Raw genomic sequence first — 22705 nt, 5'->3', positions numbered from 1 at the left:
CCCCCCGCGGGGTAGTGCTTGCCCGGGGGCCCCCCCCCCGGGGGGCGGGGGGGGGGGGCGCCGCAGGCGGTCCTGGCCCGTGTGCTCGCCGTGGTCGTCCCGGCCACGCTCTTCGCGCTCGCGCACGGCAGCCAGTCGGGCCCGATCTTCCTCGACCGGTTCGCCTTCGGAGTGGTCGCGGGCATCGTGGCGATCGTGACCGGCGGCCTCGAGGCGGGTATCGCCTATCACATCGTCAACAACTACCTGGCCTTCAGCATCGCGCTGTTCTTCGGCGATCTCGGCGAAGCGCTGCAGCCCGCCGGCGGCAACGGATGGGACGTCGCGGTCACGCTGTCGAAGTCGGCGATCTTCTTGGCGTTGACCCTCGGATTCGCCCGCATGATGGGGATGGACCGACGCACGGAGCCGGGCGTTTTGGAGGCCCCCCGCGCCCGCGTGTAAGGTTTCCCCTCGGTTCCTCGGCGGGCGAAAGCCCGGTCTCGAGGAGCTAACACCAGTAAGACAGTGGGATATGGTGTAATTGGCAACACGACTGATTCTGGTTCAGTTATTCTAGGTTCGAGTCCTAGTATCCCAGCGAGATCGAGGCCCCCGGGCCACGATTTTGGGCGGATCTCGAACCATGGTTAGAGTTCCACTCGCAGTGCCTGCCCCCGTCGTCTAGCGGCCTAGGACGTCGCCCTCTCACGGCGGTAACGCCGGTTCAAATCCGGTCGGGGGTACCGACGAAGGGCCCAGCCATCAGGCTGGGCCCTTCAGTGGTTCTCGGTGCCTGCGCGACAGCGTCGGCCGGCCTCCCGGATCGGGTCGGATGTCGGCGGATCGTGGCAGGCTNGGAAGCCCCCTCCCCCCCTCCGTCGGCGCCTTTCCCCGGTGCGTGCAGGAGCCGGCCTGGGTCGGGGTGCGATGGCGCGTCGGCGACGCGACGGTCGCGCACGTCTTCGGGGGAGAGGACCAACTGATCCGTGTCACCTTCCGCGCCGAGCCCGAGGAGGTGATGGCCTTCCAGCACCTGGGGGCGCCGTACTTCCGGGCCGGGTGGGGCAGCAACGTCGTCGGCATGGTGATCGAGGACTCGACCGACTGGGTCGAGGTGGGCGAGCTGCTGACCGATTCCTACTGTCTGCAGGCGCCCGCCCACCTCGCGGCCCAGGTCGAGCGACCTGGGACCTGAATTCCGTCCGCTGTCAGGCGCAGAGCCCGGCCGCGAGCCGGTCGGACCGCTCCTCATCGGTGCGGCCCTCGCCGGAGCCGGAACCGCTGGACGTGGAGGGGTCGTCGCCGTCGACGGTGCCCACGTCGTCGTCGGCCTCGATGCTGTTCTCGCTGAAGTCGCGCCCCAGCTGCTGGTCGCCGATGATGCGCTGCCAGAGGGCGTCGGCGCCCTCGGTCCAGATCAACCTGTTCGGGTCCTCGGGATACTCGGCGATCGGCACCGTGATGAACTTGATCTTGCCGAGTCCGGTGTCGCGGAACTCCATGGCGAGCTTGGCCAGCTTGCCCGGGTCGTCGAGCTTGGCGTCGACCTCGATGGAGGAGGTCACGGCGTCGAGGAAGTTGAACACCCGGATCGGCTGCGAGAGCGTCCCGGCCGACATCACCTTCTTGACCATGGAGGCGATGAAGGCCTGCTGACGCTTCATCCGGCCGATGTCGCCGGTCACCGACAAGACATAGCGCTCGCGCACGTAGTTGAGCGCGTCCTGCCCGCTGAGCGTCTGGGTCCCGGCGTCGAAGTGGATGTTGTGGGTGTCGTCGTCGACGGCCTTCGGAATGCAGACCTCGACCCCGTCGATGGCATCGACCATGGCCTTGAAGCCGTTGAAGTCGAGCACCAGGAAGTGGTCGATGTAGACCCCGGTCAGTGCCTCGACGGTCTGCACCGTGCACTGCGCTCCGCCCTGCGGGCCGCCCGCGTCGGCGCCGACGGCGAACGCGGTGTTGAACATCGCGGCCTCCTCGCCGGGCACCGTGATGCCTCCGCGAAGGTGGCACTCCGGCCGGTCGATGATCGCATCGCGGGGCAGGCTGACGCCGTAGGCGTTGTTCCGGTTGGCCGAGACGTGCAGAAGGATCGTGGTGTCGGAGCGCTCGCCACCGCCGGCCAACCCGTCGATGTTGTTGCCGTCGCCGTCACGCGAGTCCGAGCCCATGATCAGGATGTTCAGCGGCTCCTTCGGCTCATCGGAGTCCGGCACGTGCTTGTCCACCTGGTGGTTGATCGCCTGGCCGACGGCGATGTTCCCGCCGAGGTGGTTGTAGGCCGCCACCACGACCACCACGGTGAGCACCGCGACGATCGCCTGGCTGATGCCGAGCACGCGCCACACGAGGCGTCGGTGCGGCGGTGCGGGGTGGTCTGCGCTCACGGTGTCCATCATCCCAGACCCGCGAAGCGGGCGTCGGGACATCGAACGCACGGGGCGAGGCCGCCATGTCCGATCACCGCCAGTGATGGGGGAGTGCGAACGTCATGATGGTCCTGTGACCACGACGGATCTCGACCCGGAGACGTGCTATCGCGCGGCCTCCTCGCGCGATCGGCGCTTCGACGGGATGTTCTACGTCGGGGTCACGTCCACCGGCATCTACTGCCGTCCGTCCTGCCCGGCGCGGACGCCGGCGCGACGCAACATGACGTTCCACCCCAGTGCGGCATCGGCGCAGACCGCGGGCTTCCGTGCGTGCAAGCGGTGCCTCCCGGACGCCGTTCCCGGGAGCCCGGCATGGGACGTCGCCGCCGATCTCGCGGGCCGCTCGATGCGTCTGATCGCCGACGGCGTCGTCGATCGCGAGGGTGTGGACGGGCTGGCGCAGCGGCTCGGCTACACCTCGCGCCACCTCAACCGGGTGCTCGTCTCGGAGCTGGGTGCCGGCCCCGCTGCGCTGGCTCGCGCCCGACGGGTGCAGATCGCGCGGGTGCTCATCGAGACCTCCGACCTCGGCTTCGCCGACGTCGCGTTCGCCGCCGGCTTCTCCAGCGTGCGGCAGTTCAACGACACGGTGCGCGAGGTCTACGACGCGACACCGTCGATGCTGCGCGCCCGGGCTTCCACGCGCTCGTCGTCCGAGAGCACGGCCGGAGGCGTCCGGCTGAGGGTTCCGGTGCGGACCCCGTTCGCGGGCGAGGCCCTGTGGAACTTCCTCGCGGGGCACGCCGTCGAGGGGGTGGAGTGCGTCGGCTCGGGCTGGTACGCGCGCACCGTCTCGCTCCCACACGGCCACGGCACGATCCACGTCGAGCTCGCGGACGCGCCGACAGTGGGGTCGATCGCCTTCGTGCCGGTGCGCCTACGACTCAGCGACCTGCGCGACACCTCGGCCGCGCTCGAGCGGGTCCGTCGACTGCTGGACGCGGACTGCGACCCGGTCGCGGTCGACGCTGCGCTGGGTGAGGACCACACGCTCGGACCGCTCGTGGCTGCGACTCCGGGTCTGCGGGTCCCCGGGCAGGTCGACGGCGAGGAGACGGCGCTGCGCACGGTGATCGGCCAGCAGGTCAGCGTCGCCGGGGCGCGGACCGTCACGGCACGGCTCGTGCGCGAGCGCGGCGTACCGGTCGCCACCGACGTCGCCGGCCTCACGCACCTCTTCCCCTCCAGCGCGGCCATCGCCCAGATGCGTGCCGAGGACCTGCCGATGCCCCGTTCCCGCGGCAACGCTCTGATCGGCCTCGCACATGCACTGGCGACGGGCGCCGTCCGCCTCGACCGCGCCGCCGATCGGGCAGGGGTGCACGCTTCGCTGATGGCACTGCGCGGCATCGGGTCGTGGACCGCCGACTACGTCGCGATGCGGGCGCTGGCCGATCCTGACGTACTGCTCCTCGGCGACGTCGGCGTGCGCAATGCCTGGCTCGCGCTGGGCCGTGACATGGCATCGCTCCCCGCGGTGTCCGAGGGCTGGAGTCCGTGGCGTTCGTACGCGCTGATGCACCTGTGGCACACGGTGATCCCGCGCTTCGTCGTCCCCGAGAACCCTGTCCATCGCCCTGATGAGTTCGTCGAACAGTCGAAGGAGACGTCCTGATGTGGACCGTCGTCGAATCCCCGATCGGCCCCCTGCGTGTGGTCGAGCAGCACGACGCGATCACCGCGATCGAGTTCTCGCCGTTCGCCGCGGCCGACGGGCGGGTACGTGGCGATCGCGGTGACGCCCACCCGGTGCTGGTCGAGGCCGTGCGGCAGCTCGACGCCTACTTCTCGCGTGAACTCCGCGAGTTCGATCTGCCGCTCGCGCCGGCAGGATCGGAGTTCCAACAGCGCGTCTGGCAGGAGTTGGGCCGTATCGGGTACGGAGAGACGGCCTCCTACGGACAGATCGCCCATCGCATCGGAAAGTCCAATGCCGCCTCGCGCGCGGTGGGTCTGGCCAACGGGTCCAACCCGATCCCGATCGTCATCCCATGTCACCGGGTGATCGGCGCCAACGGCACCTTGACCGGGTATGCCGGCGGCCTCGAACGCAAGCAGACCCTGCTCTCGCTGGAGCAGGAGGCGCTCTTCTGACGTCGGGCTGACGCTCGGGCTCGTCACCGCCACCGGTGGTCGAGGAGGTCGCTCTGCGACCGTCTCGAGACCTCGTGAGTTGAGCGGCGACGTTGGCCGACGGGGGTTTCGTGACGCCCCGCTCGTCCCTCGCGGGGCTCCTCAACCACCGTCGGGCTGTCGCTGGCGCACCGCGACCACCGTCGGCAGCGAGCGAGATGCGCCGGGCCTACTCGCTTGCTCGCCGCAACGACTCGCTGAGTCGCTCGGCTGCGGCCAGGACGGCGGGCGCGTGCATCTTGCCGGGCTGGCGGCTCAGCCGCTCCAGCGGACCTGAGACCGACACGGCGGCGATCACCTTGCCGCCCGGCGACCGGACCGGAGCCGAGACCGACGCGACGCCCTGCTCGCGCTCGCCGATCGACTGCGCCCAGCCGCGCCGGCGGATGCCGGAGAGGGCGGCGGCGGAGAACGCGGCGTTCTGCAGTCCGCGGTGCAGGCGCTCCGGGTCCTCCCAGGCCAGCAGCACCTGGGCGGCCGAGCCGGCGCGCATCGTCAGCTGCGACCCGACCGGGATGGTGTCGCGAAGGCCGGAGGGGCGCTCGGCGGCGGCGACGCACACGCGGTGCTCACCCTGCCGGCGCCACAGCTGGGCGGACTCGCCCGTGATGTCGCGCAGACGGGCGAGGACCGGACCAGCCGTCGCGAGCAGACGGTCCTCGCCGGCGGCGGCGGAGAGCTCGGCCAGACGAGGACCGAGGACGAAGCGCCCCTGCATGTCGCGCGCTACCAGGCGGTGGTGCTCGAGGGCGACGGCGAGCCGGTGTGCCGTCGGTCGGGCGAGGCCCGTTGCTGCGACCAGGCCGGCCAGCGTTGCCGGTCCGGACTCCAGTGCCGTCAGCACGAGGGCTGCCTTGTCGAGAACACCGACGCCACTAGAGTTGTCCATATAGCAATACTGCCGTCTCATTCCGTGGGATGCAAGAGTACGGTGCAATACGACGCCCGACCCGGGCGGCATGCAGAGGTCTCGGACCGGATCCGGCCGGAGACCTCGCCGCAGCACAGGCCGAAGAACGAGGAGTTCAGTGATGGGCAGGACACTGTCGGAGAAGGTGTGGGACGAGCACGTCGTCCGTTCGACCGCGGGGGAGCCGGACCTCCTCTACATCGACCTCCACCTCATCCACGAGGTCACCAGCCCGCAGGCCTTCGACGGCCTGCGGCTCAGCGGCCGATCCGTACGTCGCCCGGACCTGACCCTGGCGACCGAGGACCACAACGTCCCGACGCTGGACTGGGACAAGCCGATCGCGGACCCCGTCTCGCGCACCCAGGTCGACACCCTGCGCAAGAACGCCGCGGAGTTCGGCGTGCGTTTGCACCCGCTCGGTGACGTCGAGCAGGGCATCGTGCACGTCGTCGGCCCGCAGTTGGGCCTGACCCAGCCGGGCATGACGATCGTCTGCGGCGACAGCCACACCAGCACGCACGGCGCCTTCGGCGCGATCGCCTTCGGTATCGGAACCTCCGAGGTCGAACACGTGCTCGCCACGCAGACGCTGACCCAGGCCAAGCCGAAGACGATGGCCGTCACTGTGAACGGGAGCCTGCCGGCCGGCGTCACCGCCAAGGACCTCGTGCTCACCCTGATCGCCCACACGGGCACGGGCGGCGGCCAGGGCTACATCGTGGAGTACCGCGGTCAGGCCATCGAGGAGCTCTCGATGGAGGGCCGCATGACGGTGTGCAACATGAGCATCGAGTGGGGTGCCAAGGCCGGGATGATCGCTCCCGACCAGACCACCTTCGACTACATCGAGGGCAAGCCCGAGGCGCCGCGCGGTGCCGACTGGGACGCCGCCGTGGCCCACTGGAAGACGCTGGTCACCGACGAGGACGCCGTCTTCGACAAGGAGATCGTGCTCGACGCCTCGGAGATGACGCCGTTCGTCACCTGGGGCACCAACCCCGGTCAGGGCGTTCCTCTGGGCGCGACCGTTCCCCAGCCCGCCGACTTCGATGACGAGCAGGACCGCATCGCCGCTGAGAAGGCCTGCGAGTACATGGGCCTGACCCCTGGCACGCCGATGCGCGAGATCAAGGTCGACACCGTGTTCGTCGGTTCCTGCACCAACGGCCGTATCGAGGACCTGCGTCTCGCCGCGGACATCATCAAGGGTCACAAGGTCGACCCGAACACGCGTCTGCTCGTCGTCCCCGGCTCGGTCCGGGTGCGGATGCAGGCCCAGGACGAGGGGCTCGACGTCATCTTCAAGGAAGCGGGCGCGGAATGGCGCGGCGCCGGCTGCTCGATGTGTCTGGGCATGAACCCCGACACCCTCGAGCCGGGCGAGCGCAGCGCCTCGACGTCGAACCGCAACTTCGAGGGCCGACAGGGCAAGGGCGGTCGCACGCACCTGGTGTCGATCCCGGTCGCCGCGGCCACCGCCATCCGAGGCACCCTCTCGTCGCCCGCCGACCTGGCCCCCGCGGCCGTCTGAGCAGGAGGAGACATGGACAAGTTCACCACCCACACCGGTGTCGGCGTCCCGCTGCGACGCAGCAACGTCGACACCGACCAGATCATCCCGGCGGTGTACCTCAAGCGCGTCACGCGCGACGGGTTCGAGGACGGTCTCTTCGCGGCCTGGCGCAACGACGAGGCGTTCGTGCTCAACAACCCGGCCTACGCCGCTGGCTCGGTGCTGGTCGCAGGGCCCGACTTCGGCACCGGCAGCTCGCGTGAGCATGCCGTGTGGGCGCTGCAGAACTACGGCTTCAAGGTCGTGATCTCCGCGCGGTTCGCCGACATCTTCCGGGGCAACTCCGGCAAGGCCGGGCTCCTCGCGGCCCAGGTCGACGAGAAGGTCGTCCAGCGTCTGTGGGACTACCTGGACGACAACCCGGGCGCCTCGATCACGGTCGACCTGGAGTCGCGCACCGTGCGTGCCGGTGACGGGGAGGGCGCGATCGAGGACTCCTTCGACATCGACGACTACACCCGGTGGCGACTGTTGGAGGGACTCGACGACATCGGCATCACCTTGGGGCACGAGACCGACATCAGCACCTACGAGGCGACGCGACCGTCCTGGAAGCCGCAGACCATCACCGCCTGAGGCAAGGCCACACGCGCAACGCAGGTGACGAAGGGGTGGGATCCGACCGGATCCCACCCCTTCGTGCGTGATGGAGCAGCCCAGAGCGGGCAGGGTCGAGATACCGCTCACCCAACGAAGGGACCGCTCATGCCTGAGATCGAGACGAACGGCGTCACGCTCCACTACACCGACGAGGGTCAGGGGCGTCCCGTCGTGCTGATCCACGGGTGGCCGCTCAACGGGAGATCGTGGTCGGGACAGACGAGCGCTCTGGTCGACGCCGGCTATCGCGTGATCGCCTACGACCGCAGAGGATTCGGCGAGTCCGACAAGCCCGCCGACGGCTATGACTACGACACCTTCAGCGACGACCTCGCCGGGATCATCGACGGTCTCGAACTCGACGACGTCACGCTCGTCGGATTCTCGATGGGAGGCGGCGAAGTCGTGCGCTACCTGCATGCGCATGGTGCAACGCGTGTCCGCTCCGCCGTGCTCGCCGCCGCCGTTCCCCCGTTCTTGCTGAAGTCTGACGACAACCCGGAGGGTGGTCTGACCCAGGACGACGTCCAGGAGTTCCTCGACGGACTGAACGAGGACCGCGAGAGCTTCCTCGACGACTTCACCACCGAGTTCTTCTCCGTCGACGGCGAACTCGCGGTCTCGGCCGACGAGCGGGCCGAGGCGCTCGCGCTCCAGAGGCCCGCGCGAGACGAGGCACTGACAGGATGCGTTCGCGCCTTTGCTACGACCGACTTCCGCGCGGACGTCGCCGCCATCAGCGTTCCCACGCTGGTGATCCACGGCGATTCCGATGCCACGGTGCCTTTCGAAGTGTCCGGAAAGCGCTCAGCTGAGGCGATTGCGTCCTCTCGACTCGTGGTCGTGGAATCGGCTCCGCACGGACTCAACGTGAGTCACCGCGAGGAGTTCAACAACGCGTTGCTTCAGTTCATCGCCGACTGAGATCGCATTGCCACGCTCGCCGTTGAGTCGAATCCGGCTCAGCGGCGGGCGATTTCGGCCGATTGCGACGACAAAAAAGATCGCGCAATTGTCGGCGTGCCGATTGTGACCTGCTTGCCGAGTACCTAGCGTGCTTTCTGAAGTCGAGCGTGGGCTCGGCAAGAACCCAACGTTCATTGGGAAAGGGAAGCTAGTGAACAAGTCTCAGCTCATCGATGCGCTGGCAGGGCGGTTCGAGGGGAACCGCAAGGCCGCCGCTCACGCACTCGAGTCCGTGCTCGACACCATCACCCGCGAGGTCGCCAAGGGCGAGAAGGTCGCCATCACCGGCTTCGGCTCCTTCGAGAAGCGCGTCCGTGAGGCCCGCTGGGTCCGCAACCCGCAGACCGGCGCACGTATCAAGGCCAAGAAGACGAGTGTTCCGAAGTTCACCGCCGGCGCGGACCTGAAGAACGTCGTCTCCGGCGCGAAGAAGCTGCCGAAGATCACGGCTGCTGCCGCCGCCCCGGCCGCCAAGAAGGCAGCCGCGCCGGCGAAGAAGGCCGCGGCCGTCGCCAAGAAGGCCGCACCCGCGAAGAAGGCCGCCCCGGCCAAGAAGGCTGCACCCGCGAAGAAGGCTGCCCCGGCTGCCAAGAAGGCTGCACCCGCGAAGAAGGCCGCACCCGCGGCGAAGAAGGCGCCGGCGAAGAAGGCCGCTCCGGCTGCCAAGAAGGCGCCGGCGAAGAAGGCTGCCCCGGCTGCCAAGAAGGCACCGGCCAAGAAGGCACCGGCGAAGAAGGCTGCCCCGGCCGCCAAGAAGGCACCCGCCAAGAAGACTGCAGCGAAGAAGGCCTGAACGTCCTCATGTGAACGACGACAGGGCCGCCTCTCCGTGACCGGGGAGGGGGGCCTGGCGCCTCCCCGGAGTCGGGCCGATGGCGGGTGACGGTCGGAGGCTGGGATCAGGTGCATCACCTCAGGTGGATCCGTGGCTCCCGATCTCGCCCTCCATGAGATGAAGTACCGCGGCCGTGGCGGCGCCGACGCCGAAGGCCATGGCGCCGTGCAACGCGTCCAGATCGTCGACGTCGTGTCTCAGTCGTGGGGGCGCGTCGCTCAGTCGCTGCGCCCCTGAGGATGCATGGGCCCGCGCGGACTCCACGCCGAAGTGCGGATCGAACGATCCGAAGGCGGCGCTCAGCGCCGTCGTGCCGACTCCGTCTGCGTCGGGCACGAACCACGAGCCGTCGAGACCGCGAGCCAGTACGGCGTCGAGATCGGCAGCTCGGAGGGACGGAAGGTCGGCGAGCAGAGCGACGACGCGTCGGCCCGGCCAGCGCTCGCCGGCGATGTCGGCGCCGTGTCGCAAGGCAGGGTTCAGCCCCGCCACAGGCCCGTCGGGTGCGACGATGCAGCGCGCGTCGTCGTGCAGGTGTCGCAGGCGCTGCTCCTCGGTGATCACGACGACGCCGTCGACGAGCTCAGCGGCCAGGCAGGCCGAGACCGTGTCCGTTGCGAAGGCGACCGCAAGCTCGATGCGCACCGGGATCGGCACGTCAGCCAGGCGGGTCTTCGCCACGGTCGCAGGCTTGGCCGGCACGACGATGACGGAGCGGGGAGGGTCGAGCGACACGTGCTCGATCCAAGCACGGCGCCCCGGCGATGCCGTCGACGGTTCCGAGTAGCCTGCCCGCTGTGAAGGTGCGCAAGTTGCAGGAGCCCCGCGGATGGGCCTGGTACGTGGGGCCGGCGATCATCAAGCCGCTGCTCCTCGCGACCACGAAGCAGCGGTGGGTGGACGGCGAGAAGCTCCCGGCCGTCGGCGGCTTCGTCGTCGCGATGAACCACCTCTCGCACGTCGACCCGCTGACGGCTGCTCACCTGCTCTACGACCACGGCCGACTGCCGCGTTACCTGGCCAAGGCCGGACTGTTCTCCAACAAGGTGCTCGGCTACTTCCTCCGGGCGGCCGGGCAGATCCCGGTCGAGCGCGCGACGTCGAACGCGGCGGGTGCCTATGTCGCCGCCGTCCAGGCGGTCCGCGACGGGAACTGCGTCGTGGTCTACCCGGAGGGCACGATCACCCGTGACCCGGACGGGTGGCCGATGGTGGGCAAGTCCGGCGCTGCGCGCATCGCTCTCGAGACCGGGTGCCCGGTCTACCCGGTGGGGCAATGGGGAGCCCAAGAGCTGCTGCCGGCCTACAGCAAACGGCCGCACCTCATGCCCCGCACCTCGATCGCGATGAAGGTGGGCGACCCGGTCGATCTCTCCGATCTGGTCGACCAGCCGCGGTCGATGGAGGTCGTCAACGAGGCCACCGAACGCATCATGGCCGCGATCACCGGCCTCGTCGAAGACATCCGAGGCGCGGAGGCACCCGCGACGAGATACGACATGCGCATCTCCGGAGACCCGTATCGCCCCGGTGCACCTCGATCGTCGGCCGAGCCGGACGGCCTGGGCGATCCGGGCGGCACCGAGGGCAGCGAGCGCAGGGGAGGCCAGTCATGACGATCCCGTCGTTGTCTTCATGTCCCTCTGTTCGTCGGTCCGCGGACAAGGCTGGAAGGACCCCGTCATGAGCACGCCGACACACGGCAAGGTCGCCGTCCTCGGAGCCGGATCCTGGGGGACGGCGTTCTCCATCGTGCTGGCCGACGCCGGCAACGACGTCACCATCTGGGCACGGCGTGAGGAGGTCGCGGCCCGGATCAACGCCGAGAGAGAGAACTCCGACTATCTCCACGGGATCCAGCTCCCACCCGCGGTCGGCGCGACGCACGACGTCGAGCAGGCGCTGGAGGGCGCCGACGTCGTGGTGCTGGCGACGCCCTCGCAGACGTTGCGCGCCAACCTTGAGGATTGGGCGCCGTCGATCCCCTCAGACGCGGTGATGGTCTCGCTGATGAAGGGTGTCGAGCTCGGCACGCTGAACCGGATGAGCGAGGTGATCCATCAGGTGACCGGGGCGGGCCCGGAGCGGATCGCGGTGGTGAGCGGACCGAACCTCGCGAAGGAGATCGCGCGTCGCGAGCCCGCCGCCTCGGTCGTCGCCTGCGCCGACGAGGACGTCGCGCGTCGACTGCAGCTGCGGTGTCACTCGCCGGCCTTCCGCCCCTACACCAGCAACGACGTACTGGGCTGCGAGCTCGGAGGCGCCTACAAGAACGTGGTCGCCCTCTCCGTCGGCATGGCCGTCGGGCTGGGATTCGGTGACAACACCACCGCGTCGGTGATCACCCGAGGGCTGGCCGAGACGGCTCGACTGGCGATGAAGCTCGGCGCGAACCCACTCACGCTGATGGGCCTCGCGGGCTTGGGCGACCTGGTCGCGACATGCTCCTCGCCGCTCTCGCGCAACCGCACCTTCGGCGAGCGCCTGGGACGTGGACAGACCACCGAGGAGATCTACGCCTCCACCCGTCAGGTGGCCGAGGGAGCCAAGTCCTGCTCGTCGCTGCGTGCACTGGCCGAGCAGTCCGGGGTCGACGTCCCGGTCGCGGTGTGCGTCGACGAAGTCGTCGCCGGCCGGATGACGGCCCAGGAGATGATGGACGCGATGCTCTCCCGCGAGACCAAGGCCGAGACCGAGTAGCGCTCGAACTCACGTTGACCCGTCTTTACCTGAAGACGGGTCAACCCCGGCCAGCACGTCGACCCGTCTCGAGGTAGAGACGGGTCGACTCAGCGTGTGGTCGGCAGTCGGTCGAGTGCCCCGGCGAGGTCGCGCCAGAGATCCTCCACGTCCTCGATGCCGACGGAGAGTCGCACCAGGCCCTCGGGGATGGTGACCGGCTCGGCCTTCCACCGACGGCGTCGTTCGAAGGTCGACTCCACCCCGCCGAGCGACGTCGCGTGCACCCACAGCGACGTCGTGCGCACCAGCAGGTCCGCGGCGTCCGGGCCTGCGGCCACGACGGCGCCGATGATGCCCCCGAAGCCTGGGTAGCGCACCTCCTCGATCGCCGCATGATCGCGGAGACGCTCGACGAGCACCTGCGCATTCGCCTGGGCGCGTTCGACCCGGAGGTGCAACGTGCGCAGACCGCGGAGCGCGAGCCAGGTCTCGAAGGCGCCGGGGGATGCGCCGGTCAGAGAGCGACGATTCTTCACGACCTCGTACAGCTCGTCGTCGGCGGTGACGACGGCGCCCATCAGCACGTCGCTATGGCCCGAGAGGTACTTGGTGGCCGAGTGGAGCACGAGGTCTGCGCCGAGGGAGAGCGGCTGCTGCAGCAACGGCGTCGCGAAGGTGTTGTCGACCACGACGTAGGCGCCCGCGGCGTGAGCGACCTCGACCACGCCGGCGATGTCGACCAGCTCCAGGGCGGGATTGGTCGGCGACTCGATCCACACGAGAGCGGCATCGGCGCAGGCCGCGTGCAGCGCCGCGGTGTCGGTGACGTCGACCAGGGTGCCGCTTAGCCGGCCGCGCGCCTCGAGGTCGGCCAGTGCCATCACCGAGCCGTTGTAGCCGTGGCGTGGCATCACGACGTTCGCTCCCTGACCCACCAGGTCGAGCAGCGCGCTCGCGGCCGCCATGCCGGACGCGAAGGCCAGGCATCGCCCGCCCTCGAGCTGGCCGAGGGCGTCCTCGAACGCCGTCCAGGTGGGATTGCCGTACCGCCCGTACTCGACGTCGCCACCTGCGACGTAGGTCGAGGCCATCGTGATCGGCACGTTGAGCGGCTGGTCGGGCTCGTGCGCGGGGCGCCCCGCCGTCACGGCCACGGTTGCAGGTGTCAGATCGGCCACCTCACGAGGATAGGGTTCTGCCCGTGACCGGCTCCCCAGGCACCACCTCCGGCGGCTCCCCAGGCGACCCCGCGGGTGCCGACGCCGTGGCGCGCAAGCCGCGCGTGGCCGTCGTGTTCGGCGGCCGGTCCAGCGAGCACGCGATCTCGTGCGTGACGGCGGGCAGCGTCCTCGCCGCGATCGACCGGGACCGCTACGACGTCGTTCCGCTCGGCATCGCGGCCGACGGTCGATGGGTGCTGGAGTCCGGCGACGTCGAGCGTCTCCGGCTCACCAGCGCCGAGACCCTGCCGAGTGTCGACGCGGACGCCACGCCGGTCGCGCTCGCGCGGGCCGAGTCGGGCACCGAGCTGGTGGTCTCGGAGGCAGGGCGGCCCCCGCGGGCGCTGGGCGAGGTCGACGTGGTGTTCCCCGTACTGCACGGCCCCTGGGGCGAGGACGGCACGCTGCAGGGCCTGCTGGAGATGACCGACGTGCGGTACGTCGGCGCGGGGGTGCTGGCCTCGGCCGTCAGCATGGACAAGGCCTACATGAAGATCGTGCTCGCGGCCGCTGGGCTTCCGGTGATGCCGAGTGTCGTGGTGACGGCGCGACAGTGGCGCGAGAGCGCCCGCGCGGCGACCGAGCGTGTCGACACGCTGGGCTACCCGGTCTTCGTCAAGCCCGCTCGTGGTGGCTCGAGCATCGGCATCTCGAAGGTGCGCAGCGCCGGAGAGCTCGCCGGCGCCATCGAGGAGGCGTTGCGGTACGACCCGAAGGTGTTGGTCGAGGTCTCGGCCGAGGGCGCGCGCGAGATCGAGTGCGGCGTCCTGCAGGCCCTCGACGGCACGCCGGAGACCAGCGTCCCGGCGGAGATCCGGATCACCGGCGATCACGACTTCTACGACTTCCGGGCCAAGTACCTGCCCGAGGAGGCCACCGAGCTGGACATCCCCGCGCACCTTTCCGACGAGCTCACCGCCCGATTGCGGGAGCTCTCGGTCTCCGCGTTCGAGGCGGTCGGTTGCGAGGGCCTGGCACGGGTCGACTTCTTCGTGCTGCCCGACGGCGGCATCGTGGTCAACGAGATCAACACGATGCCCGGCTTCACGCCGCTCTCGATGTATCCGCAGATGTGGGCGGCGTCCGGCGTCGACTATCCGGCGCTGGTCGACCGGCTGCTCCAGCTCGCGCTCGCACGCGACACCGGCCTGCGCTGAGGTCGGCAGGTCGCCTTCTCGCGCGATCCCTCAGTCGCAGGGCTCGACGAGTTCGGTGTGGGTCTTGACCGCCGCGGCGAGCTCGGCGGTCGCGGCGGCGGGACCGTCGGGCCGATACTGCGCCGGCAGCCGCAGTTCGACGACAGGGCGGTACCCGGCCGTCGTCATCGTGACGTCGGCTCCCTGGTCGTCGAAGACCGTCGTCGGCACGTACCAGCCGACGTCGTTGGCGAGCTCGCAGGTCTGGGTGCGATCGAACTCCTCGGGGACCGGCACCCCGCACTGCACCGTGATCGCCGGGTCGCCGTAGGCGGCCCCGACCGGTGCGGAGCCCTCCGTCTCGTCGGACGTCGGCACCTCGCGGCGCCCCATGCCGGCAAGCTCGTCCGGCAGGGCCTCGACGAACGCCTCGCATGTCCGACGGTCCGCGTCCGACAGGTCCGCTGGGCGCAGCGCGACGTCGGAGGCACCGCACGCGGTCAGCGCGAAGGCGGTGGACGCCAGGAGCGCCGACACGCCGCGGCTCATCCCGCTCGATGGTCGGCGCTGCGGTGGGTGCGTGGTCGACAACGCCTCAACCTCCTGCTCGTGCGGTGCGGCAACCGCGTGGCGAGTCTAGGGATTCGCGGAAATCGCTCATCCACGGTGCTGCGCGGCCGCGTCGTCTGATGGGATGGCGGCATGTCATCGGAGCCGCCTCGTGAGGTCACCGTCGCCGACGTCGGAGAGTTCGGCCTGATCTCCCGCCTCCAGGGCCTCTTCCCCCAAGGTGACCACGTGCTCGTCGGCCCGGGCGATGATGCAGCCGTGCTCCGAGTGCGCACGGGACACGTGGTGGTCTCCACCGATCTCGTGGTCGAGGGCCGGCACTTCCGGCGCGACTGGGCCACGGCGCGCGACGTCGGTCACCGAGCGGCCGCCCAGAATCTCTCCGACATCAATGCCATGGGCGGGCGGGCCCACTCGCTGACCATCGGGTTGGCCACGCCGGCCGATCTGCCGCTCGCGTGGGCGATGGAATTCGCCGCCGGGTTCGCCGAGGAGTGCGAGGCGGTGGGGGCGAGCGTGGTCGGCGGCGACCTGACCCGGGCCGAGGAGATCGTCATCGCCGTCACGGTGATCGGCGCCTGTACCCAGACCCCCGTCCTGCGCTCCGGAGCCCGACCCGGCGACGTCGTCGCCCTGACCGGGCGGCAGGGGTGGGCGGCCGGTGGCCTCGCTGTGCTCGGCCGCGGCTTCGGCTCGCCGCGGGCCCTGGTGGAGGCCTACCGACGTCCGGCGCCGCCCTACGACGCCGGGCGGGAGGCCGCCGAAGCGGGGGCGAGCGCGATGATCGACGTCTCCGACGGCTTCCTGGCCGATCTGGGGCACATCGCCGTCGACTCGGGTGTGTGGATCGACGTCCGCTCGGAGGCCTTCGAGATCCCCGAGCCGTTGGAGACCGTCGCAGCGGCTCTCAACACCGATCCGGTGAGGCTGGTGCTCACCGGCGGCGACGACCACGCCCTGGTGGCGACGTTCCCGACGGCGGGGGAGGTACCCGTCGGGTGGCGCGTGGTGGGGGAGGTGCGCCCGGTCGTGACGTCGCCCGACCCCGACGCAGCGACTCCCCGGGTCACCGTCGACGGACTCGCCTACGACGGCCCCGGAGGCTGGACGCACTTCTGAGTCGGTGTGCGATCGAGGGGCCGCTCAACGCGCACAGGCCGTCGTCCCGAGGGACGACGGCCTGATGACGAAGCCGGGTGCTCGGAGCGATCAGCCCCGGGCGGTCGGGATCAGCGCGTGACCTTGCCGGCCTTGAGGCAGCCGGTGCAGACGTTGAGGCGGGTCGGCGTGCCGTTGACCTTGGCGCGCACACGCTGGATGTTCGGGTCGAACCGACGCTTGGTGATCTTGCGCGACCACGGGCGGTTGTTGCCGAACGTCGGCTTCTTGGCGCAGATGTCGCAGACGGCAGCCACGGGGCACTCCTGAGTTCTGAACTGATGATGGGTACGACGAGAATGGTGCTGAGTTCGAGGGCCCGCGACGCCAGGCGTGGATCACAGGCGTGAACCACGAGGGCCGAGCAGGCAACCGCACCAATGTATCCGAGCGCGGCGTCACGCCGAAATCGTGTGCGACGCGTGAACGCGGGCCGCTCGGCTGAACAGGCCGATGAGCACTACCGTGTGCCACCTCACTCTCTGACCCAGCGACACCCAGGTAGGCGATGGAACCCGAACCGACCGGCACCGGCATCTCGCTGGACGTCGTGCTGCGGTTCGTCGATCTGGCTGCCGACGCGCTGGCGGCGGCCCGCGAGGAGATCGACGCCCTCAACGTCTACCCGGTGCCCGACGGCGACACCGGCACGAACATGTACCTGACCTTCTCGGCGGCGCGCGAAGCCGTGCACGAGGCAGTGCGCGGCGGGCTCGACGGCGCCGCCGGATCGCCCGAGGCCGATCCGCGAGCGACGGCGCTGGCCGCCTTCACCCGCGGTGCGCTGCTCGGGGCCCGGGGCAACTCCGGGGTCATCCTCAGCGAGATGCTCGGCGCGATCGCTCGTCGCGTCGCCCGCTCGAGTGACGTCGAGCGCAACGCGGTCGTGATGGCTCAGGCGCTGACCGAGGCCACCGAGGCGAGCTATCGCGCCGTCGGGACGCCTGTGGAGGGAACCATCCTCAGCGTCGCCCGTGCCGCTGCGGAGGCCGCGGCGGAGCACGTCGAGCAGGACCCGGCCGCGCGTGCTCGCGACGTGTTCGTCGTCAGTGCCGCGGCAGCCCGTGCGGCCCTGGCCCGCACACCCGAGCAACTCGCGGTGCTGCGCGACGCCGGCGTCGTCGACGCCGGTGGACGCGGGCTCTGCGTCATCCTCGACGCCGCCGAGACGGCCGTGACGGGTCGTCGTCCGGTGTCGATGCCGACGGTGCTCGGTCAGCACGCGATCCCGGTGCGTCGCACCGCACCCGTGTCGGCCATCGGCCACGACGCCGCCCATGGGGGAGGAGACCTCGAGGCCGGCGGCCCGGCCTACGAGGTCATGTACCTGCTCGAGGCCGCCGACGATCGGGTCGCGGCCCTGCGCGCGGCTCTCGCGCCTCTCGGCGACTCCCTGGTCGTCGTCGGCGGCGAGGGGCTGTGGAACGTCCACGTGCACGTCGACGACGTCGGCGCCGCGATCGAGGCGGGCATCGAGGCGGGCCGCCCGCACCGGATCCGCGTGACGCACTTCGCCCAGCAGATCAGCCAGCAGCTCGCCGACCAGGCGGCCGCGGGGAACGCGGCCACCGCGGCCACCGGCCGTCGCGTCGTCGTCGTCGCCGCCGGACCGGGCCTGGCATCGCTCTTCGAGGACGCCGGCGCTGCCGTCGTGCGTGGTGGGCCCGGAGACCGACCCTCGGCGGGCGTCATGCTCGAGGCGATCTCGGCGTGCGGCGCACGCGAGGTCATCGTCCTGCCCAACGACGGCGACTCGGTGCGCGTCGCGGAGCTGGCGGCCCGGACCGCGGAGGCGGATCTGGGCCTGCGGGTGGCTGTCATCCCCACGCAGGCCCAGGTGCAGGGGCTGGCCGCGATGGCCGTGCACGAGCCCGGGCGCGGCTTCGACCACGACGTCCTGGAGATGACGGCGACCGCTCGCCACGTCCGGCACGGCGCGATCACCATCGCCGCCCGCAAGGCGCTCACGATGGCCGGATGGTGTGAACCGGGCGACGTGCTCGGCGTCATCGCCGGCGACTTCGCCGTGGTCGGCCACGACCTCGACGACGTCGCCGTCGGCGTGGCCGAGCGCCTGCTTGCCGGTGGCGGCGAGCTCATCACGCTGGTCGGCGGCGCCGGCGACCACGCCCTGGCCGAGCGGGTCGGGGGCGTGCTCGCGGAGTCGCACCCGCACGTCGACGTGGTCGTCTACGACGGCGGTCAGGAGCGGTACCCGCTCCTGATGTCGGTGGAGTAGCCCCGATGTCGTACGGCGCGACCCCGTGATCTCCCTCGACTCACCGATCGAGGCGGTGCTGGGCGGTTCCGGCAAGACCACCCAGTTCAGCCAGGGGCTCGGTCTGCGCACCGTCGGCGACCTGCTGCACCACTTCCCACGGCGCTACCTGGAGACCGGTTCGCTCACCAAGGTGGACGAGCTCAAGGTCGGGCAGTACCTGGCCGTGGTCGGGGAGATCGTCTCGTCCAAGATCCGCGAGTACACCCACCCCGGCACGCGGCGCCTCGCCTTCCGCGTCGAGACCACCCTGCGCACCGACGGCCGGCCGCTCACGATGACCTTCTTCTCCCAGAAGCGGCACATCGCCGAGTTCCATCACCGGCAGTACAACGCCGGCGCGCGGGGGGTCTTCATGGGACAGGCCGGGCAGTTCCGCGACCAGTGGCAGCTGACCAATCCGACGGCGATCATGTTCCCCGACGGCACGGAGTCGCCGGCCGAGGTCGACGGCGCCGTCGGCGCGGCACTCGCCGGTCGCGGCCTGTTCCCGCTGTACCCGCTCACCAAGGGCCTCGCGGTCGACGACGTCCAGCGCGCTGTCGCCTTCGCGCGCAGCGTGGTCGACGACATGCCCGACGTCGTGCCGGACGAGCTGGCCGAGCGCTACGCCGTCCTCGACCTCCCCACCGCCCTGGAGTGGGTGCACGCCCCCGACGACTTCGCCCAGGTGACGAGGGCGCAGCGGAGATTCCGATTCGCCGAGGCGCTGGTCACCCAGGTGGTGCTCGCGCGTCGTCGGGCGGTCCAGCGCAGCGTCGGCGCGGTCGCCCGCACGGGCGGCGACGGCGGCCTCCTCGCGGCCTTCGACGCCCGGCTGCCGTTCGAGCTGACGGCGGGGCAGAGCGCCGTCGGGGAGGAGATCGACGCCGATCTCGCGAGTGGGCACCCGATGAACCGCCTGCTCCAGGGCGAGGTCGGCTCGGGCAAGACGCTGGTGGCGTTGCGGGCGATGCTGCGGGTCGTCGACTCCGGAGGCCAGGCCGCGTTGCTCGCCCCCACCGAGGTGCTCGCGCAGCAGCACCATCGCTCGATCACCGCCATGCTCGGCGACCTCGCCGAGGCCGGCATGCTCGGCGCTGCCGCGGAGGCGACCCGCGTCGAGCTGCTCACCGGCTCGATGACCAAGAGCCAGCGAACCGCCCCGCTCTCCCGGCTGGTCACCGGCGAGTCGGGCATCGTGGTGGGCACCCACGCGCTCCTCGAGGACACCGTGATGTTCGCCGACCTCGGGCTGGTCGTCGTCGACGAGCAGCACCGGTTCGGCGTCGAGCAGCGCGCCGCCCTCACCGGCAAGGGGGCGGTGCCTCCGCACGTGCTGGTGATGACGGCGACGCCCATCCCGCGCACGGTCGCGATGACCGTCTTCGGCGACTTGGAGACCTCGGTGCTGCGTGAGCTGCCCGCCGGCCGCGCGGCGATCCAGACGAACGTCGTCGACGTCGCCGACCACCCGGCGTGGTACGAGCGGGTCTGGGAGCGCGTGCGCGAGGAGGTCGCGCGCGGCCACCAGGTCTATGTCGTCTGCCCGCGGATCAGCGGCGACGTCACCGAGGAGGGCGAGTCCGACGCCGAGCCGCCCGCCGTCGGCGTCGAGGGCCAGGACCCACCGGAGCCGGGCACGCGACCGCCGCTGGTCGCCGTGGACGCCCTCGCCGAGGAGTTGAGCGCCGGGCCGCTCAGCGCGCTGCGGCTGCGCACGCTGCACGGCCGGATGACCTCCGAGGACAAGGACACGACGATGCGGGCCTTCGCCGCCGGCGAGGTCGATGTCCTCGTCGCGACGACGGTGATCGAGGTCGGCGTCGACGTCCCCAACGCGACGATGATGGTGATCATGGACGCCGACCGGTTCGGCATCTCCCAGCTCCACCAGCTGCGCGGTCGCGTCGGGCGAGGAGGGCTTCCGGGGCTGTGTCTGCTGGTCACCCCGATCGGCGGCGAGCATCCGTCGCGCGAGCGCCTCGACGCCGTCGCCGGCACGACCGACGGCTTCGAACTGAGCCGGGTAGATCTCGAGCAGCGCCGCGAGGGCGACGTGCTGGGGCGCTCGCAGTCGGGGTGGCGCTCCTCGCTGGAGAATCTGAGGGTGCTGCGCGACGAGAAGACGATCGTGGAGGCCCGCGAGGCGGCCGAGTCGCTGCTCGCCGTCGACGCCGAGCTGGTCGCCTGGCCCGAGCTGCGTGACGCCGTCGCCGAGCTGGAGCGACGGGCCGAGGCCGACTTCCTGGAGCGCTCGTGACCCGGATCATCGGGGGAGCGGTGGGCGGCCGTCGCCTCCAGACACCTCCGGGAGATCGGACCCGCCCGACGAGCGACCGGGTGCGGGAGGCGATGTTCTCCTCGATCGAGGCGTGGTGCGGGTCGATGCAGGGGCTGCGCGTCCTCGACCTCTACGCGGGTAGCGGCGCGATCGGCCTGGAGGCGTGGAGCCGAGGCGCGGCCGCCGTCACCCTCGTGGAGTCCGATCGGCGCACGGCGCGCCTGATCGAGTCCAACGCACACGCACTCGGCTGCCGCGCGGCCACGGTGCGCCCGCTCGCCGTCCAGACCTTCCTCGCGGTGCCGCCCCCGGACGACCAGCGGTTCGACGTCGTCGTCAGCGACCCCCCCTACCCGCTCACCGACGACGAGCTCGCCGAGGACCTGCGGCTGCTGGCGCCGTGGCTGGCCGACGACGCGCTCGTCATCGTCGAGCGTGCACGGCGCAGTCCGGAGCCGCGCTGGCCCGGACCGCGGCTCGAGGGCACGCGGTCGAAGCGCTACGGCGAGACGACGCTCTGGTACGCCCACGCTGGATGAGCCGGGCGCGGTGAGATACGTTCCGATGCCGTGAGCCGCGCCGTCTGTCCAGGATCCTTCGACCCTGTCACCCACGGGCATCTCGACATCATCGCCCGCGCCAGCGCGCTGTTCGACGAGGTCATCGTCGCGGTCGGCGTCAACCCGTCGAAGCGTCGACTGTTCGAGGCGGAGGAGCGGCTCGACATGCTCGGCCGGGCGTGCGCGGGATGGCGCAACGTGCGCGTCGAGGGCTTCACCGGTCTCGTCACCGAGTTCTGTGCCAACCAGGGCGCCCGCGCGATCGTCAAGGGCCTGCGCGCCTCGAGCGACTTCGACTACGAGCTTCCGATGGCGCAGATGAACTTCGCGCTCACCGGGGTCGAGACGGTGTTCCTGCCCACCTCGACGGGGCAGTCGTTCGTCTCCTCCAGCCTGGTCAAGGAGGTCGCCGCGTTCGGTGGCGACGTGCGCGAGTTCGTGCCGGACTTCGTGCACGAGCGGCTGCTCGCGCGTCTCGCCGAGCGGTGACCCGCTCGGTTTGGGTCCGGCCCTGCCCCAGCAGTACGCTTCTCGCTGATCTGTTGTGCCCGGAACCGGAAGTGATCTCCTGACCAGCCTGGACCCGAGAGCGCCGCTCGTGCTCGATACTCGCGAGCTCGGCCGCCGCCCGGGGTCCCAGCGTGAGGTGTCGCGGACGGTGCCGGCTCCAGCAGATCTGGGCATCGAAGTCCTCGCTGTCCCCGAAGGTGCGCCGGTCGAACTCGACCTGCGGCTGGAGGCGGTCATGGAGGGGGTGCTGGTCACCGGGACGGCGTCAGCCGACCTGGACGGCGAGTGCGTGCGGTGCCTGGAACCGATCCGCGACGAGCTCGCGGTGCGGTTCCAGGAGCTGTACGTCTACGACGATCTGCGTGACCACAACCCCGACGACGAGGACGACGACGTCAGCACACTCCAGGACGATCTTCTCGACCTGGAGCCCGTGTTGCGGGATGCGGTGGTGCTCGCACTACCGTTCCAGCCGTTGTGCGAGGACGACTGTCCTGGGTTGTGCCCCGAGTGTGGAGCGCGGCTCATCGAGGATCCCGACCACGCACATGAGGCGCCGATCGACCCGCGATGGGCAGCGTTGACCGAGATCGATGAGCGGCCCTCGGGCCACACCCCCTGACGTAGCAGCATCCGAACCACCCAGCACCGGTCGCCTCGCGGCGGCCGGCTCGAACAAGGAGATCACCGTGGCTGTCCCGAAGCGGAAGATGTCGCGCAGCAACACGCGCCACCGCCGTTCGCAGTGGAAGGCGACCGCGCCGCAGCTCGTCACGTGCGCGAACCCGGCCTGCGGTTCCCAGCACCTGCCCCACCGTGCCTGCGGTGAGTGCGGCCAGTACGGCGCGCGCAACGCCCGCCGTCAGGTTCTCTGACGCGCACCCAGCGCTC

At 70.5% G+C, this 22705-nt stretch carries 24 protein-coding genes and 2 tRNA genes; 20 read left to right on the top strand and 6 right to left on the bottom strand.

The genetic code is table 11. The features are described 5' to 3' along the window. Window positions 1-90 precede the first annotated feature (90 nt). The 4 genes from KSO97_RS08605 to KSO97_RS08590 all read left to right on the top strand — a co-directional run bounded on the left by KSO97_RS08605 (window position 91) and on the right by KSO97_RS08590 (window position 1177). Window positions 91-444, top strand: coding sequence for a CPBP family intramembrane glutamic endopeptidase (locus tag KSO97_RS08605; RefSeq protein ID WP_232677918.1), 354 nt, complete (start codon window positions 91-93; stop codon window positions 442-444). 64 nt (window positions 445-508) lie between these two features. Beyond that, window positions 509-580 (top strand) — tRNA-Gln (locus KSO97_RS08600). 72 nt (window positions 581-652) lie between these two features. Next, window positions 653-725, top strand: a tRNA-Glu gene (locus KSO97_RS08595). Between the two features lie 155 nt (window positions 726-880). After that, complete coding sequence (locus KSO97_RS08590) at window positions 881-1177, top strand: MmcQ/YjbR family DNA-binding protein (RefSeq protein WP_232677914.1); 297 nt, start codon at window positions 881-883, stop codon at window positions 1175-1177. Window positions 1178-1190: 13 nt separating this feature from the next. Here the strand turns inward: KSO97_RS08590 and KSO97_RS08585 are convergent, their stop codons facing one another. After that, window positions 1191-2381 (bottom strand): LCP family protein, encoded by a 1191-nt coding sequence (locus KSO97_RS08585; protein ID WP_374198485.1) that lies wholly within the window; start codon window positions 2379-2381, stop codon window positions 1191-1193. A 106-nt stretch (window positions 2382-2487) separates the two neighbouring features. Between KSO97_RS08585 and KSO97_RS08580 the strand changes: the two genes are divergently transcribed. Both KSO97_RS08580 and KSO97_RS08575 read left to right on the top strand, forming a co-directional pair. Then, window positions 2488-4032 carry an AlkA N-terminal domain-containing protein gene (locus tag KSO97_RS08580; protein WP_232677909.1) on the top strand — a complete coding sequence of 515 codons (1545 nt, stop codon included), beginning with the start codon at window positions 2488-2490 and terminating at the stop codon, window positions 4030-4032. Next, window positions 4032-4511: a methylated-DNA--[protein]-cysteine S-methyltransferase gene (locus KSO97_RS08575; protein WP_232677908.1), complete on the top strand. Its 480-nt coding sequence runs from the start codon at window positions 4032-4034 to the stop codon at window positions 4509-4511. The genes KSO97_RS08580 and KSO97_RS08575 overlap by 1 nt, the downstream gene beginning before the upstream one ends. 208 nt (window positions 4512-4719) lie before the next feature. On the opposite strand, the gene KSO97_RS08570 is transcribed toward KSO97_RS08575, so the two are convergent. Then, the gene (locus tag KSO97_RS08570) at window positions 4720-5439 is read right to left on the bottom strand and encodes an IclR family transcriptional regulator (protein ID WP_232677905.1); all 720 of its coding nucleotides are present in this window, start codon (window positions 5437-5439) and stop codon (window positions 4720-4722) included. A 142-nt stretch (window positions 5440-5581) separates the two neighbouring features. On the opposite strand from KSO97_RS08570, the gene leuC reads away from it, so the two are divergent. The 4 genes from leuC (at window position 5582) to KSO97_RS08550 (ending at window position 9395) form a co-directional block, all read left to right on the top strand. Next, window positions 5582-6994, top strand: a complete 1413-nt coding sequence (leuC, locus tag KSO97_RS08565) for a 3-isopropylmalate dehydratase large subunit (RefSeq protein WP_232677904.1) — start codon at window positions 5582-5584, stop codon at window positions 6992-6994. A 12-nt stretch (window positions 6995-7006) separates the two neighbouring features. Further along, window positions 7007-7612, top strand: a complete 606-nt coding sequence (gene leuD / locus KSO97_RS08560; protein ID WP_232677901.1) for a 3-isopropylmalate dehydratase small subunit — start codon at window positions 7007-7009, stop codon at window positions 7610-7612. Window positions 7613-7741: 129 nt separating this feature from the next. Further along, entirely contained in the window at window positions 7742-8560 is an 819-nt protein-coding gene (locus tag KSO97_RS08555) for an alpha/beta fold hydrolase (protein WP_232677899.1), read from the top strand. Window positions 8561-8753: 193 nt separating this feature from the next. Next, window positions 8754-9395, top strand: a complete 642-nt coding sequence (locus tag KSO97_RS08550; protein WP_232677896.1) for an HU family DNA-binding protein — start codon at window positions 8754-8756, stop codon at window positions 9393-9395. Between the two features lie 120 nt (window positions 9396-9515). Here the strand turns inward: KSO97_RS08550 and cofC are convergent, their stop codons facing one another. Further along, window positions 9516-10172, bottom strand: coding sequence for a 2-phospho-L-lactate guanylyltransferase (cofC, locus tag KSO97_RS08545; RefSeq protein WP_232677894.1), 657 nt, complete (start codon window positions 10170-10172; stop codon window positions 9516-9518). A 62-nt stretch (window positions 10173-10234) separates the two neighbouring features. Here cofC and KSO97_RS08540 point away from each other — a divergent pair, with 62 nt between their 5' ends. Beyond that, window positions 10235-11053 (top strand): 1-acyl-sn-glycerol-3-phosphate acyltransferase, encoded by an 819-nt coding sequence (locus tag KSO97_RS08540; RefSeq protein WP_232677892.1) that lies wholly within the window; start codon window positions 10235-10237, stop codon window positions 11051-11053. A 67-nt stretch (window positions 11054-11120) separates the two neighbouring features. Then, complete coding sequence (locus tag KSO97_RS08535; RefSeq protein WP_232677891.1) at window positions 11121-12137, top strand: NAD(P)H-dependent glycerol-3-phosphate dehydrogenase; 1017 nt, start codon at window positions 11121-11123, stop codon at window positions 12135-12137. Between the two features lie 89 nt (window positions 12138-12226). Here the strand turns inward: KSO97_RS08535 and KSO97_RS08530 are convergent, their stop codons facing one another. Next, window positions 12227-13297 carry a PLP-dependent transferase gene (locus KSO97_RS08530; protein ID WP_232677890.1) on the bottom strand — a complete coding sequence of 357 codons (1071 nt, stop codon included), beginning with the start codon at window positions 13295-13297 and terminating at the stop codon, window positions 12227-12229. 86 nt (window positions 13298-13383) lie between these two features. On the opposite strand from KSO97_RS08530, the gene KSO97_RS08525 reads away from it, so the two are divergent. Then, a complete protein-coding gene (locus KSO97_RS08525) occupies window positions 13384-14496 on the top strand; it encodes a D-alanine--D-alanine ligase family protein (protein WP_232678129.1) in 1113 nt (370 codons plus the stop codon). Between the two features lie 30 nt (window positions 14497-14526). On the opposite strand, the gene KSO97_RS08520 is transcribed toward KSO97_RS08525, so the two are convergent. Then, window positions 14527-15024 (bottom strand): DUF3515 domain-containing protein, encoded by a 498-nt coding sequence (locus KSO97_RS08520; protein WP_232677888.1) that lies wholly within the window; start codon window positions 15022-15024, stop codon window positions 14527-14529. Between the two features lie 153 nt (window positions 15025-15177). Here KSO97_RS08520 and KSO97_RS08515 point away from each other — a divergent pair, with 153 nt between their 5' ends. Further along, window positions 15178-16164: a thiamine-phosphate kinase gene (locus KSO97_RS08515; RefSeq protein WP_232677886.1), complete on the top strand. Its 987-nt coding sequence runs from the start codon at window positions 15178-15180 to the stop codon at window positions 16162-16164. A gap of 110 nt (window positions 16165-16274) precedes the next feature. Here the strand turns inward: KSO97_RS08515 and rpmB are convergent, their stop codons facing one another. Then, window positions 16275-16460 carry a 50S ribosomal protein L28 gene (gene rpmB / locus KSO97_RS08510; protein WP_232677884.1) on the bottom strand — a complete coding sequence of 62 codons (186 nt, stop codon included), beginning with the start codon at window positions 16458-16460 and terminating at the stop codon, window positions 16275-16277. Window positions 16461-16711: 251 nt separating this feature from the next. Between rpmB and KSO97_RS08505 the strand changes: the two genes are divergently transcribed. From KSO97_RS08505 to rpmF, 6 genes are all read left to right on the top strand, one after another. After that, window positions 16712-18442 carry a DAK2 domain-containing protein gene (locus tag KSO97_RS08505; protein WP_232677882.1) on the top strand — a complete coding sequence of 577 codons (1731 nt, stop codon included), beginning with the start codon at window positions 16712-16714 and terminating at the stop codon, window positions 18440-18442. A 25-nt stretch (window positions 18443-18467) separates the two neighbouring features. After that, on the top strand, window positions 18468-20723 hold the full coding sequence (locus KSO97_RS08500; RefSeq protein ID WP_232677879.1) for an ATP-dependent DNA helicase RecG: 2256 nt from the start codon (window positions 18468-18470) through the stop codon (window positions 20721-20723). Next, complete coding sequence (gene rsmD / locus KSO97_RS08495; protein WP_232677878.1) at window positions 20720-21283, top strand: 16S rRNA (guanine(966)-N(2))-methyltransferase RsmD; 564 nt, start codon at window positions 20720-20722, stop codon at window positions 21281-21283. Before KSO97_RS08500 ends, rsmD begins: the two co-directional genes overlap by 4 nt. 30 nt (window positions 21284-21313) lie before the next feature. Next, entirely contained in the window at window positions 21314-21793 is a 480-nt protein-coding gene (coaD, locus tag KSO97_RS08490) for a pantetheine-phosphate adenylyltransferase (RefSeq protein WP_232677876.1), read from the top strand. Window positions 21794-21872: 79 nt separating this feature from the next. Beyond that, entirely contained in the window at window positions 21873-22436 is a 564-nt protein-coding gene (locus tag KSO97_RS08485; RefSeq protein ID WP_232678128.1) for a DUF177 domain-containing protein, read from the top strand. A 67-nt stretch (window positions 22437-22503) separates the two neighbouring features. Further along, complete coding sequence (gene rpmF, locus KSO97_RS08480; protein ID WP_232677874.1) at window positions 22504-22689, top strand: 50S ribosomal protein L32; 186 nt, start codon at window positions 22504-22506, stop codon at window positions 22687-22689. Window positions 22690-22705 lie beyond the last annotated feature (16 nt).

The sequence above is a fragment of the Nocardioides sp. R-C-SC26 genome (genome assembly GCF_021246465.1).
Lineage (GTDB): Bacteria > Actinomycetota > Actinomycetes > Propionibacteriales > Nocardioidaceae > Nocardioides.
The sequence above is the reverse complement of the archived record's forward strand: the minus strand, read 5'-3'. Positions and strand labels throughout refer to the sequence as shown.

Coding starts and splice junctions, on each gene's coding strand:
- KSO97_RS08520 (WP_232677888.1), bottom strand. CDS start 15,024: ATGAGCCGCGGCGTGTCGGCGCTCCTGGCGTCCACCGCCTTCGCGCTG.
- KSO97_RS08570 (WP_232677905.1), bottom strand. CDS start 5,439: ATGGACAACTCTAGTGGCGTCGGTGTTCTCGACAAGGCAGCCCTCGTG.
- KSO97_RS08535 (WP_232677891.1), top strand. CDS start 11,121: ATGAGCACGCCGACACACGGCAAGGTCGCCGTCCTCGGAGCCGGATCC.
- KSO97_RS08515 (WP_232677886.1), top strand. CDS start 15,178: ATGTCATCGGAGCCGCCTCGTGAGGTCACCGTCGCCGACGTCGGAGAG.
- leuD (WP_232677901.1), top strand. CDS start 7,007: ATGGACAAGTTCACCACCCACACCGGTGTCGGCGTCCCGCTGCGACGC.
- KSO97_RS08555 (WP_232677899.1), top strand. CDS start 7,742: ATGCCTGAGATCGAGACGAACGGCGTCACGCTCCACTACACCGACGAG.
- leuC (WP_232677904.1), top strand. CDS start 5,582: ATGGGCAGGACACTGTCGGAGAAGGTGTGGGACGAGCACGTCGTCCGT.
- KSO97_RS08585 (WP_374198485.1), bottom strand. CDS start 2,381: ATGGACACCGTGAGCGCAGACCACCCCGCACCGCCGCACCGACGCCTC.
- KSO97_RS08575 (WP_232677908.1), top strand. CDS start 4,032: ATGTGGACCGTCGTCGAATCCCCGATCGGCCCCCTGCGTGTGGTCGAG.
- KSO97_RS08505 (WP_232677882.1), top strand. CDS start 16,712: ATGGAACCCGAACCGACCGGCACCGGCATCTCGCTGGACGTCGTGCTG.